The 12,628-nt window shown below is 67.3% G+C and carries 13 protein-coding genes; 8 read left to right on the forward strand and 5 right to left on the reverse strand.

The features are described from left to right. Position 1: 1 nt before the first annotated feature. From ahcY to cysK, 3 genes are all read left to right on the forward strand, one after another. Complete coding sequence (gene ahcY, locus VF651_12150) at positions 2–1,417, forward strand: adenosylhomocysteinase (protein ID HEX7966454.1); 1,416 nt, start codon at positions 2–4, stop codon at positions 1,415–1,417. A gap of 60 nt (positions 1,418–1,477) precedes the next feature. Then, the gene (locus VF651_12155; protein HEX7966455.1) at positions 1,478–2,401 is read left to right on the forward strand and encodes a branched-chain amino acid transaminase; all 924 of its coding nucleotides are present in this window, start codon (positions 1,478–1,480) and stop codon (positions 2,399–2,401) included. Positions 2,402–2,551: 150 nt separating this feature from the next. Next, positions 2,552–3,505, forward strand: coding sequence for a cysteine synthase A (cysK, locus tag VF651_12160; GenBank protein HEX7966456.1), 954 nt, complete (start codon positions 2,552–2,554; stop codon positions 3,503–3,505). Here the strand turns inward: cysK and VF651_12165 are convergent, their stop codons facing one another. Next, positions 3,506–4,168: a class I SAM-dependent methyltransferase gene (locus VF651_12165; protein ID HEX7966457.1), complete on the reverse strand. Its 663-nt coding sequence runs from the start codon at positions 4,166–4,168 to the stop codon at positions 3,506–3,508. A 24-nt stretch (positions 4,169–4,192) separates the two neighbouring features. Between VF651_12165 and VF651_12170 the strand changes: the two genes are divergently transcribed. Continuing rightward, entirely contained in the window at positions 4,193–5,101 is a 909-nt protein-coding gene (locus tag VF651_12170) for a TraB/GumN family protein (GenBank protein HEX7966458.1), read from the forward strand. Positions 5,102–5,119: 18 nt separating this feature from the next. Here the strand turns inward: VF651_12170 and VF651_12175 are convergent, their stop codons facing one another. Beyond that, a complete protein-coding gene (locus tag VF651_12175; protein ID HEX7966459.1) occupies positions 5,120–5,284 on the reverse strand; it encodes a rubredoxin in 165 nt (54 codons plus the stop codon). Positions 5,285–5,420: 136 nt separating this feature from the next. Between VF651_12175 and VF651_12180 the strand changes: the two genes are divergently transcribed. Both VF651_12180 and thiE read left to right on the forward strand, forming a co-directional pair. Continuing rightward, a complete protein-coding gene (locus VF651_12180; GenBank protein HEX7966460.1) occupies positions 5,421–6,209 on the forward strand; it encodes a hydroxymethylpyrimidine/phosphomethylpyrimidine kinase in 789 nt (262 codons plus the stop codon). Further along, positions 6,206–6,817 (forward strand): thiamine phosphate synthase, encoded by a 612-nt coding sequence (gene thiE / locus VF651_12185; protein ID HEX7966461.1) that lies wholly within the window; start codon positions 6,206–6,208, stop codon positions 6,815–6,817. The genes VF651_12180 and thiE overlap by 4 nt, the downstream gene beginning before the upstream one ends. A 236-nt stretch (positions 6,818–7,053) precedes the next feature. On the opposite strand, the gene VF651_12190 is transcribed toward thiE, so the two are convergent. Continuing rightward, the gene (locus VF651_12190) at positions 7,054–7,860 is read right to left on the reverse strand and encodes a protein phosphatase 2C domain-containing protein (protein HEX7966462.1); all 807 of its coding nucleotides are present in this window, start codon (positions 7,858–7,860) and stop codon (positions 7,054–7,056) included. Further along, positions 7,857–9,902, reverse strand: a complete 2,046-nt coding sequence (locus VF651_12195; protein HEX7966463.1) for a TonB family protein — start codon at positions 9,900–9,902, stop codon at positions 7,857–7,859. Before VF651_12195 ends, VF651_12190 begins: the two co-directional genes overlap by 4 nt. A 179-nt stretch (positions 9,903–10,081) precedes the next feature. Between VF651_12195 and hemL the strand changes: the two genes are divergently transcribed. Both hemL and VF651_12205 read left to right on the forward strand, forming a co-directional pair. After that, entirely contained in the window at positions 10,082–11,365 is a 1,284-nt protein-coding gene (hemL, locus tag VF651_12200) for a glutamate-1-semialdehyde 2,1-aminomutase (protein HEX7966464.1), read from the forward strand. An 80-nt stretch (positions 11,366–11,445) separates the two neighbouring features. Next, a complete protein-coding gene (locus tag VF651_12205) occupies positions 11,446–11,892 on the forward strand; it encodes a cyclic nucleotide-binding domain-containing protein (protein ID HEX7966465.1) in 447 nt (148 codons plus the stop codon). A 163-nt stretch (positions 11,893–12,055) separates the two neighbouring features. Here the strand turns inward: VF651_12205 and VF651_12210 are convergent, their stop codons facing one another. Then, positions 12,056–12,628: an LON peptidase substrate-binding domain-containing protein gene (locus VF651_12210; protein HEX7966466.1), complete on the reverse strand. Its 573-nt coding sequence runs from the start codon at positions 12,626–12,628 to the stop codon at positions 12,056–12,058.

The raw sequence follows: 12,628 nt of genomic DNA on the forward strand, positions 1-12,628 counted from the left end.
GATGAACGCAGTCGCAGACAAGAAGCAGCAAGACTATTTCGTGAAGGACATCGGCCTCGCCGACTGGGGCCGCAAGGAACTCAACATCGCCGAGACCGAGATGCCCGGCCTCATGGCGGTGCGCGAGGAGTACAGGAAGTCCCAGCCGCTGAAGGGCGCCCGCATCGCCGGCTCCCTGCACATGACCATCCAGACAGCCATGCTCATCGAGTCCCTCAAGGCGCTCGGTGCCGACATCCGCTGGGCCTCCTGCAACATCTATTCCACCCAGGACCATGCCGCCGCGGCCATCGCCGCCGCCGGCACGCCCGTGTTCGCCTACAAGGGCGAGAGCCTGGAGGAGTACTGGGAGTTCACCCACCGCATCATGGAATGGTCCGACGGCGGCACCCCTAACATGATCCTGGACGATGGCGGCGACGCCACCATCCTGGTGGTGCTGGGCGCCAAGGCCGAGAAGGACCGCTCTGTCATCGCCAAGCCCTCCAACGAGGAGGAGACGGTGCTGTTCAAGTCCATCGCCAAGCGCCTGGACAGCAAGCCCGGTTTCTACTCCAACATCCTCAAGAACATCAAGGGCGTGACCGAGGAGACTACCACCGGCGTGCACCGGCTCTATGAGATGCAGAAAGCCGGCGCCCTGCCCTTCCCGGCCATCAACGTCAACGACTCGGTCACCAAGTCCAAGTTCGACAACCTTTACGGCTGCCGCGAGTCGCTGGTGGACGGGATCAAGCGCGCCACCGACGTGATGATCGCCGGCAAGATCGCCCTGATCGCCGGCTACGGCGACGTGGGCAAGGGCTGCGCCCAGTCCCTGCGTGGCCTCGGTGCCACCGTGTGGATCACCGAGATCGACCCCATCTGCGCGCTGCAGGCGGCGATGGAAGGCTACCGCGTAGTGACCATGGACGAGGCCGCCGACAAGGCCGACATCTTCGTCACCGCCACCGGCAACCTGGATGTGATCACCCACGACCACATGAAACGCATGAAGCACAACGCCATCGTGTGCAACATCGGCCACTTCGACTCCGAGATCGAGATCGCCGCGCTTCGCCAGTACAAATGGGAGAACATCAAGCCCCAGGTAGACCACGTGATCTTCCCTGACGGCAAGCGCATCATCGTGCTGGCCGAGGGGCGCCTGGTGAACCTGGGCTGCGCCACCGGCCACCCCTCGTTCGTGATGTCCAACTCCTTCACCAACCAGGTGCTGGCGCAGATCGAGCTCTATGCCCACGGCGCCAAGTACGAGAAGAAGGTCTACGTGCTGCCCAAGCACCTGGATGAGAAGGTGGCGCGGCTGCACCTGGAACGCATCGGCGTGCACCTGACCAAGCTCACGACCAAGCAGGCGCAGTACCTCAGCGTGGCCCAGGACGGCCCCTTCAAGCCCGACCACTACCGCTATTGACCGAGTGGGCCGGGGCGTGAGCCCCGGCCCTTCCTTATCCGATTCCGAGGGGAGCGAACCATGGCCGTGAACTATCCCGCCCATATCTGGCACAACGGCAAGATCAAGCCCTGGGCGGAGGCCACCACCCACGTGATGGCGCACGGGCTGCACTACGGCTCCTCCATCTTCGAGGGCATCCGCAGCTACGAGACCCCCAAGGGGCAGATGATCTTCCGCCTCACGGACCACCTGAAGCGCTTCTACAATTCCGCCAAGGTGTACGACATCAAGATGCCGTACTCCCTGGACGAGCTCGCGGCCGCCTGCCGCGAGGTCATAAAAGTGAATACGCTGCCCAAGTCCTACATCCGCCCGGTGGCGTTCCGCGGCGCCGGCGGCCCCTTGAGCCTCTCCGCCGATGCGCCCACCGAGATCGCCATCGGCGCCTGGGAGATGGGCGCCTACCTCGGCGCCGGCGTACTGGAGCAGGGCATCGACGCCGGCGTCTCCAGCTGGCAGCGTTTCGCCCCCAACACCATCCCGGCCGGCGCCAAGGCCGGCGGCAACTACCTCTCGGGCCAGCTCATCGCGCGCGAGGCGCGCCGGCTCGGCTACGGCGAGGGCATCGCGCTCGCCTCCACGGGCCTCCTCTCCGAAGGTGCCGGCGAGAACCTGTTCCTAGTGTTCGACGGCGTGCTGCACACCACCCCGGCGAGCGCCGCCATCCTGCACGGCATCACCCGCCACACCGTCATGACCCTGGCCAGGGAAGCGGGCATCGAGGTGGTGGAGCGGGACATGCCGCGCGAGTACCTCTATTTCGCCGATGAGATCTTCATGTGCGGCACCGCCGCCGAGATCACGCCGCTGCGCTCGGTGGATGCCAAGCCTGTGGGTGCGGGCAAGCCCGGCCCCCTCACCCGCCGCATCCAGGAGCTGTTCTTCGGCCTGTTCAAGGGCACCACGCCCGACAAGCATGGCTGGCTCGAGCCGGTGGGCTGAGAGTCCCGCGCCGCGCGGGCGTTCCCTGAAAATAGGGAGAACGCCCCATCCCCCAGGGTTCGGGGTCGCCTATGCTTTCCAGGCCGGAATACTCCGGCCCGATCCCGGGTCTTTCATCTAAGCGGCGACGCACATGCAACGAGGCACGCCATGATCCATGACAGCATCCTAGGCACCGTCGGCCGCACCCCGGTGGTGCGCCTCAACCGCATCCCGCCCAAGCACGTGGATATCTACGTGAAGCTGGAGATGTTCAACCCGGCCTCGTCCGTGAAGGACCGCCTGGCACTCGGCATCATCCTGGACGCGGAGCAGCGCGGCACCCTGAAGCCTGGCCAGACCGTGATCGAGGCCACCTCCGGCAACACCGGCATCGCGCTCGCCATGGTGTGCGCGGCCAAGGGCTACCCGTTCGTGGCGGTGATGGCGGACAGCTTCTCCATCGAACGGCGCAAGCTCATGCGCGCGTTCGGCGCCAAGGTCATCCTCACCCCCGCCGCCGAGCGCGGCAGCGGCATGGTGAAGAAAGCCGAGGAATTGGCGAAGAAGCACGGCTGGTTCCTGACGCGCCAGTTCGACAACGAGGCGAACCCCGCCTACCACCGCAGCACCACGGGCCCCGAGATCCTGCAGGACTTCGCCGGCCGCCGGCTCGACTACTTCGTGACCGGCTGGGGCACCGGCGGCACCCTCACCGGCGTGGGCGAGGTGCTGAAGCTCGCGCGCCCCGGCATCAAGGTGGTCGCGGGTGAGCCCGCGGTGGCCTCGCTCCTGGCCGGCAAGCCCTGGGCCTCCCACAAGATCCAGGGCTGGACCCCGGACTTCGTGCCGGCGGTGCTGAACAGCAAGGTGGTGGACGAGATCGTCCCCATCGACGACGCCACCGCCCGCGACACCGCGCAGCGGCTGATGAAGGAGGAAGGCATGCTGGTCGGCATCTCCGCGGGCGCCACCCTGGCGGCAGCCCTCAAGACAGCGGAGTCCGCGCCCAAGGGCTCGGTCATGCTCGCCATGCTGCCGGATACGGCAGAACGTTATCTCTCCACGATCCTGTTCGAGGGGATCAACGAGGGTTCCGACGACGAATGGCTGGCTAAACAGTAATTAGCGCTTGCGCGCTAGTGTCAGGCCGTCTCCGATCGGAACCATGGAGAGTTCGACGCGCTCGTCCCGGTGCAGCGCGTCGTTGAAGCGGCGGATCGCGGTAGTGTCCTCGGTCATGTCCTCCGGCTCCAGCACCCGGCCGTTCCAGAGCACATTGTCCACCGCCACCAGGCCCCCGGGCCTCAGCAGCTGCAGGATACGCTCGTAGTAGTCGGCGTAGCCGGTCTTGTCCGCGTCGATGAAGGCGAAGTCATAGCTGCCCGCTTCGCCGGCAGCGATGCGCGCGTCCAGGGTCTGGGCCGCCGGGGCCAGTTTGAGCTCGATCTTGCCGGCCACCTTGGCTTCCTTCCAGTACCGCTGAGCCACCGCGGTATATTCCTCGCTCACGTCGCAGGCCAGCACCCGGCCGTCCTCAGGCAGCGCCAGCGCCACCGCCAGGCTGCTGTAGCCCGTGAACACACCCACCTCCAGGTAGCGGCGCGCGCCCATGAGCCGGGCCAGCATCTGCATGAATTGCCCCTGCTCCGGCGAGATCTGCATGTTCGCGTTGGACATGCGGGCGGTCTCGTCCCGCAGGCGCTTCAGCACCGGCGCTTCCCGCAGCGACACACCGAGCAGGTAGTCGTAGAGGCGGTCGGTCATGGAGATGGTACGATTGGACATATCCGCTACTTCCGCTGCATCCGAATGAAGCCGCATTCTACTCCCCGCCCGGAGCACTCCCTGCCGCGCCTCATCACACTCCTGCTGTTGCTGTTGCTGCTCTGCGCCGCGGGCGCAGCGCATGCCGACGGCAAGCACAGCCTGTGGCGCGTCAGCAAGGGCAGCCAGGTGATGTATCTCGCGGGCTCGATCCATGTGTTGAGGCCCCAGGACTACCCGCTGCCGGAACCGATGGAAACCCTGTTCCGTTCCTGCGCGGGCCTGGTGGAGGAAGTGGACCTCACCCACTATGACGCCGAGGCGGCTCAGCTGCAGGTGATCCGCATCGGCGGCTACCCGCCGGGGAAGAGCCTCAAGACCGAGCTGCCGCCGGACATCTATCGCCGGGTATCGGAGCTGGCCGCACGCCAGCACGTGGACATGGCGGACGTGGAGTCCATGCGGCCCTGGCTCGCCAGCATCACCCTGCTGGAGCGCCAGCTCACCCAGGAAGGTTTCGATCCCACCAGCGGCGTGGACATCCACTTCGCCGACGCAGCGGAAGCGCACCACAAACCGGTGATCGGCCTGGAGAAGCCGGAGTACCAGCTCGACCTGTTGGCGAAGCTGCCGGAGAAGGCGCAGCAGGACATGCTGCTGCAGACCCTCGACGACACGGCCGACCTCAAGTCCGACATGGGCGCGCTGATGGCCGCCTGGCGCAGCGGCGACACGGCAGCCATGGAGAAGGAGCTCAAGGAGGAGTTCGCGCCCTATCCGGACGTCTACAAGACCGTGCTGGTGGAGCGCAACCGGGCCTGGGTTCCCAAGCTCGAATCACTGGCGATGAGCGGCAAGCAATACTTCGTGGTGGTGGGTGCGCTGCACCTGGTGGGACCCGATGGTCTCCTGGCGCGCTTCCAAAAAGACGGATTTAAGGTCGAGCAGCTCTGAAAGACAGCTGGGCTGAGCTCAGATTTCGATCATCTCAAAGTCTTCCTTCCCGGCCCCGCAATCGGGACAACGCCAGGCAAGCGGGACATCTTCCCATTTCGTGCCGGGAGCCACGCCGCTCTCGGGATGGCCCTTGGCCTCCTCGTAGACGAATCCGCAGATGACGCACATGTAGGCTTTCATTGTAGGTTCCGCCCGCCGGGCCGGCGGTCTGTGCTGGTAAGCTCGAGAGAGCGGCGGTCAAGGCGGACCGCCAAGGTGCGCATTTTCGCACGGCTGCGCCGGAAGCGAAACCGGCCCCCCAGGGTAAAATTTAAGCATGCGTAAAACCGACGTGCCCCCGGTGGTCCTGCTCATCGCCGGCAACGATCCTTCCGGAGGCGCCGGCCTCGCCGCCGACATCCAGGCAGTGAGCGCAGCGGGCGCGCATCCGGCACCGGTGGTGGCGGCGCTCACGGTGCAGGACAGCCGCGACGTCTCGCGCGTGCAGGCGGTGGACGCGGCGCTGGTGGCGGAACAGGCGCGGGTGGTGCTGGCGGACATGCCGGTGGCGGCGGTGAAGCTCGGCTTGCTCGCCGACGCCGCGGTGGGCCGCACCGTGGCGGCGCTGCTCGCGCAGCATCCCAAGATACCGCTGGTAGTGGACCCGGTGCTGGCTGCTTCCGGCGGCGGACAGCTCGCGGAGGACGCGCTTACCGACGTCTACCTGCGGCAGCTCTTCCCCCTCGCCCACCTCATCACGCCCAACGCATCCGAGAGCCGCCGCTTCGCGCCGGATGCGGCGGACGTGCCGGCCCGGGCGCGGACGCTGCTGGCCACCGGCGCGCAGCACGCGCTCATCAAGGGCGCCGACGAGGACAGTGCCGAGGTGCACAACCACCTGTTCGGTCCCGCCGGCCTGCACGAGGAGCTAGTGTGGCCGCGCCTCCCCGGCCGCTACCACGGTTCCGGCTGCACCCTCGCCTCCGCCATCGCGGCGCGCCTCGCGCTCGGTGTGGACATGGCCGAAGCGGTGCGCGACGGCCAGCGTTACACCTGGGAAGCCCTCAAGCGGGGCTGGCAGCCGGGGCGCGGCCAGCACATCCCGCGCCGGATTGCGCCGGCATGAGTCTCAGGGGCCTCTACGCCATCACCGACGGCGCGCCGCTGCCTGAGCTGCGCACGGCCGTGGAAGCAGCCTTGCGTGGCGGGGCGCGGCTGGTGCAGTACCGCGAGAAATCCGCCGATGCGGCGCGCCACGAGCGCGAAGCTCGCGCGCTCGTGGAGCTCTGCCGCGGCCATGGTGTGCCGCTCATCATCAACGACGACGCGGAGCTCGCCGCCGCCATCGGCGCCGACGGCGTGCACCTGGGCAAGGATGACGGCGAAGTGAGTGCGGCGCGGGTGCGCTTAGGCCCCCGGGCCCTCATCGGCGTCTCCTGCTACGACTCGCTGGAGCGGGCGCTCATGGCGGCGCGGGACGGTGCCGACTACGTGGCCTTCGGCAGCTTCTTCGCCTCCGGCAGCAAGCCTGCGGCGGTGCGCGCACCTCTCCCGCTGCTGCAAGAGGCCCGCGGCCAGCTCGGCATCCCGCTCTGCGCCATCGGCGGCATCACGCCGGAGAACGGCGCGGCGCTGGTGGCGGCAGGGGCGGACATGCTGGCGGTGATACAGGGCTTGTTCGGCGCGGCCGATGTCGCTACGGCCGCCAAAAACTATTCAAAACTCTTCACATAGTCGCAAGAATACCCAATAGCGTCGCGAGCGAGTCCGCGGCATGCCGCGGACGCCTGTGCAGGAAAGCACAGGCTAGGCCTGCCCGCTGCACATGAATGTGCAGCGGGGAAGGTGACGCAGTCACCCAGTTGCTGCTTCCAGTTCTGCGAGTCCTCGCGCCGCCGCTCCCGCACATCCCTGTGCTCCGCGGCACGTACGCATCCCTGCTACAGACAACGCCCTGCCGAGCGCAGCAGCTATTGGGTTACGTAGACGGCCACCGCAGTGTAATTGTCCTGGCTGGGATGCATCGCCTCGGCTACCTGCGCGCTGAGGTGCGTGAGCAGCGCCTGCGGATCGGCGCTGCGGGCCACCGTGGCCTCCATCTGCCATCCCGCGAAATGCTCCCACAGGCCATCGCTGCATAGGAGCAGCACGTCCCCCACCCGGGGGGGCACGCCGGCGGCGCGCGTGCCGATCAGCAGCGCATTGTCGCCACCCAGGCAGCTGATGAGGCGCGAGCGCTCCGGGTGGCTGGTCACGTCGGCTTCGGCGATCTCCCCGGCGGAGACCAGGAGCTGCACCACGCTGTGGTCGCGGGTGTGCCAGAGGAGCTTGCCGTCGCGGAAGTGATAGAGCCGCGAGTCCCCGCAGTGGGCCCAGGCCATGCCGTCGTCGACGATGCCGAGCAGCACCAAGGTGCTGCGCATGGTGGCATGCTCCGGCTCCGCCTTCTGCCGGGCCTTGAGCTGGGCGTGAGCGTCGCTAACCGCCTGCTTCAGCTTGTCTTCCAGGCGCGGCGCGGCACTGTGCTCCAGGGACGCGAGCCCCGCCTCCACCGCCACCTCCGCCGCGCGCGCGCCACCGCGGTGGCCACCGAGGCCGTCCGCCAATGCGTAGTAGCCTATGCCGCTGCCGGCGATACCGAGCCGGTCCTCGTTGTAGCTGCGCATGCCACGGGCGCTGAAAGCCGCGCTCAGGAGCTTGAGGCCGTTGCCCAGGATGACGTCGGGCAGGGGCGTCGCACTGCCCTCGGCGAGGGCTTGCGGCGCGGCCACGTTCACGGCTTGAAATCCACACGCATGCGGATGCGCTTGCGCTGGCGCACGCCGTCCTTGGTATAGGGCGAGAACACCCAGCCGTGCACCGCGTGCATGGCCGCATCGTCGAAGACATCCTTGGGGGAGGCATCCACCACCTCGATGCTGGAGGTGCTGCCGTCGACATTGACGTTGAACTCGAGCTCCACCCAGCCGGCGACCTTGTCCTTCACGCTGGAGGGATACCTGGGGACAGGATTGCTTAGGAGCTTGGGCATCACCTCATCGGCGGCCGGTGCGGGCGCGGTCCTACCCAGGCCGGTGGCCGCCACGGCGGAACTGCTCTTGGACTGCGTCTTGGCGACGCGCTTGGGCAGCGCTTCCTTCTTCACGGGCTTCTTGGGCACCGCTGCGGGCGCTGGCCGGGCCGCCTTCAGGGCCTCTGCCAGGGCGCTGCGGGCTTGCGCTATATAAGGATCGTCCGGCGCCTGGGTCTCCAAGTCATGCAGTGCCCCGCTGGCATTGGGCTGGGCCGGCGCAGAGAGCTGCTTCTTCGCCAGGAGGTCCTTGAAACGGGCTTCGAGCTCGGCGGTGGCGGCCGCCTTCCGCAGCTTCGCCAGCGCGGCCTCGGCCTCGACGCGATGGATGCAATCGCCGCAGGCCTGCAGATAATCCTGATAGGCATCGATCCTATCGGCCGCCACAGCGGCCTGGAAACGCGCCTCCTCCCCGCCGCCGCCGGTGCGGCGCGCGTATACCAGGATCGACACGGCGAGCACCAGCATCACCAGCGCCGTGAGCACGATCCGCACGCCGCGCGGCTCCTTGAGCTGGCGTGCCATACGCCCGGTAAGGGTATTGGGTTCCTGCGCCACGGAGTCCAGCGCCGTCTCCCAGCGCAGGCGCAAGCCCGCGAGCCAGGCCTTGAGGTACTGCTTCAGCGGCGTGCGCTGGACCAGCACCTCGGTGGCATTGGGGCGGCGGGTGCCCTCGATGAGCGGCCCCAGGCTGTCCTGCTTCTCGGTCGGGAACGAGACCACGGTGGCCTCGGAGGCGGAGACGCCATGCCGCGTGCCGCGGCTCTCCGCCGGCAGCGTCGGCACCGACATCACCCCGTGCTGCAGCTCCGGCACCTCCTGCAGGCTCTCCGGCACCTCGATCACGTGCGGCGGCACAGGTGAGCCGCGCATGCGCTCCCGGAATTCATGGGCGCTCTGCGGGCGATCGCGCACCCGGAACTGCAGGGCCCAATCCACGCATTCCAGGAGCTGGCGCGAGTACTGCTCGGCGCCGCGCACGTTGGCGACCGCGTAGGGATCCTCGGCGCCGTCGCTGATGGCGGCGCTGCGGCGCGCCGCGTCTGCCGGCGCATGCCCGAACATGCAGTAGTAGAGACTGGCGCCCACCGCGTACAGGTCGCTCCAGGCGCCCTGGCGGCCGTCGCTCGAATACTGCTCGATGGGCGCGTAACCCGGCGTCACCAGCGAGGTGAGGCTGCGGCTCTGGGCGCCGATGGCCTGGCGTACCGCCCCGAAATCGATGAGCATGGGTCCGCCGTAGGCCCGCACGTAGATGTTGCTGGGCTTGATGTCGCGGTGCACCAGCTGCAGGCGGTGCAGCGCCTCCAGGCCGTCCAGCACCGGCAGGAAGATCCCGAGCAGCCGGCCTTCGTCCAAGGTGGGCCCATAGCGCTTGAGGTACTGGCTGAGGGTCATGCCCGGCTCGAAGTCCATCACCATATAGGCGGTGCCGTTCGCCTCGAGCAGGCGCGACACGCGCACGATGTTCGGATGCTTGAAGCGCGCCAGCGCGCGCGCCTCCTCCTTGAAGCGCTCCAGCCCCCAGCTGTAGGAGTCGGCGTCGAACTCGGACTTGGGCACCACGCTGTTGTCGGCGTTGCGTACCGCGAACTCCTGCGGCAGGAATTCCTTGATGGCGACCAGCGAGTTGAGGTTGGTGTCCTGGGCGAGATAAGTCAGGCCGAAGCCGCCGTGTCCGAGCAGCCGACCGATGATGTATTCCTGGAGCCTGTGGCCAATCGCGAGGGCGCTGGCATGTGTCGGCACTTGATGGACCCCTGCGAGGAAATGCGCCTTCAACCGCATTCTGCCCGTCCCGGGATGGGTTTGCGAGTTGCGTCGGCCCGATGTGTATTATGTCATTAAACGCGGTACCGCTCGACGGACCCGCACACAGGCCTCCTGTAACATACGCAGCCACGGTCTTGTTCTTCGAGGTCCCCTTCTTGTCCGATACCCTGTTCCAGGACGCCCAGCGCTACATCCCCGGCGGCGTGAACTCGCCGGTGCGCGCCTTCAAGGGCGTGGGCGGCGATCCCCTCTTCATCCGGCGCGCCGAGGGCGCGTATCTCTTCGACGAAGACGGCCGCCGTTACATCGACTACGTGGGCTCCTGGGGTCCGATGCTCGCCGGCCACGCCAACGCCAAGGTGGTCGAGGCGGTGCGCCGCGCCGCCGGCGACGGCCTCTCCTTCGGTGCGCCCACCGAGCTTGAGACGCGCCTCGCCGAGCGCATCTGCCGCCTGGTGCCCTCCATCGAGATGGTGCGCATGGTCAGCTCCGGCACCGAGGCCACCATGAGCGCGATCCGCCTCGCGCGCGGCCACACGGGCCGCGACAAGATCGTGAAGTTCGAGGGCTGCTACCACGGACACGCCGACTCGCTGCTGGTGAAAGCGGGATCGGGCGCTCTCACCCTGGGTGTGCCGAGTTCCGCCGGCGTGCCGGCGGCGCTCGCGACCCTCACCCTCACCCTGCCCTACAACGACGCCAGCGCAGTGGAAGCGCTGTTCCGCGAGCAGGGTGACGGCATCGCCTGCGTGATCGTGGAACCGGTGGCCGGCAACATGAACTGCGTACTGCCGGCACCCGGCTTCCTGGAGACGCTGCGCGCGGCCTGCACCAAGCACGGCGCCCTGCTGATCTTCGACGAGGTGATGACGGGCTTCCGCGTCGCGAAGGGCGGCGCCCAGTCGCTCTACAAGATCACCCCCGACCTCACCACCCTCGGCAAGGTCATCGGCGGCGGCATGCCGGTGGGCGCATTCGGCGGGCGGCGCGAGGTGATGCAGAAGATCGCGCCGCTCGGCCCGGTTTACCAGGCCGGCACGCTCTCCGGAAACCCGGTGGCCATGGCGGCGGGCCTCGCCATGCTCGACATCGTGGAGAAGCCCGGCTTCCACGCCGCCCTGGACAAGAAGACGCAGAAGCTCGCCAAGGGTCTGGCCGTGGCCGCCAAGGAGAGCAGCCTGCCTTTCGTGTGCAACGCAGTCTGCGGCATGTTCGGCCTGTACTTCACCCGCGAGCCGGCCGTCGCCAACTACGCCCAGGTCATGGCCTCGGACGTGGCGGCCTTCAGGCGCTTCTTCCACGGGATGCTGGCAGAAGGGGTCTACCTGGCCCCTTCGGCCTTCGAGGCGGGGTTCATGTCCGCCGCCCACAGCGACTCGGACATCGCCGCCACCCTCGCGGCCGCCCGTCGGGTGATGGCCGGCATGGCCGCCGGATGACATACCCCGCGATTTGCGGCACTATTTAGCCAGGGTCAAAGTGCCAGAAGAATAAAGCCACGAGGAATACCGAGATGGCGTTGGCAAAGATATTCCGGTTCCTCCGGGACGAGGAGCATCAGCAGCTCCTGCAGAGCTCCGAGCGCAAGGCGTTCAAGCCGGGCGAGATGCTCATTCAGGAGGGCTCGCGCCAGACTTCCCTGTACGTGATCGTGAAGGGCGACGTCAAGGTGCAGCGCGACCATGACGGCTTCGCGATCGAACTCTCGCGGCATGGACCCGGCGAGATCTTCGGCGACATGTCCTTCATCGAGGGCCAGGCCGCCAGCGCCACCGTGATCGCCGGCGACGAGGAAGTGCTGGTGTTCATCATCACCCATGCCCACATCAGCACCCTCATGAGCCAGAACCCCGCCTTCGCGGCGCGCTTCTACCAGTCGCTTGCCGAGATACTCTCGCGGCGTCTCAGGGAGACAACCAACCTTGTGCAGAAGGATGCGGCTGCGGTGTGGGGTAACCCGGAATAGTTCCCAGCCATCCCTGGCGCGCGACTTCAGTTCTAATTACCCACTGGGCGGACTCCTGTCTGCCCGTTCGCCGCATGCGGCGAACCTGGGGTAACCCGGAATAGGACCTGTGAACTTCCGGATATAGAAAGCGCGACTTTGGTCGCGCTTTCCATTTTTGGGGTCAACTGACGGTGAGAGATTGGACCAGCGTCTGGAGGATCTCCAGGCGCTTCAGGGGATCGTCCACTTCCAGCAGGTACTGGCGCTGAAGCAGGTTGATGGGCAGCACTTCCGCGAGGCGGTTGCCCACCCAGCCAGCGTCGGCGTAGTCGAGTTCCGCCTCCTCCGCCTCCAGTTGCTGCAGCACCTGCTTCAGCAACTCCGCCAGCATGCCCCGGGTTTCCGGCACCGCCACCCGGGATTCATCCGGCAGGAACTCCACCTCGCCCAGGTTGAGGCCGTCCGCCTGGGTGCGCAGCGTGCCCACCCGGAAACGGCGCGTGCCCCGCGCCAGGATGTGCAACAGGCCATCCTCGCCGCGGCTCCAGTCATCGATCTCGGCCAGCGTCCCCACCGCTTGCACCTTGGCCTTGCCGGTCTCGGCCCCCTCCTTGATGAGGCAGACGCCGAAGCCGTGGCCCTCCTTCATGCACCGGCTCACCATGTCGATGTAGCGGGTCTCGAAGATGCGCAACGGCAGCGCGCCGCCCGGGAACAGCACGGTGTTGAGAGGGAAGATGGGGATCTCGGCCAC

The sequence above is a fragment of the Gammaproteobacteria bacterium genome, from assembly GCA_036383255.1.
In the GTDB taxonomy this organism is placed as follows: domain Bacteria; phylum Pseudomonadota; class Gammaproteobacteria; order Natronospirales; family REEB76; genus DASUBN01.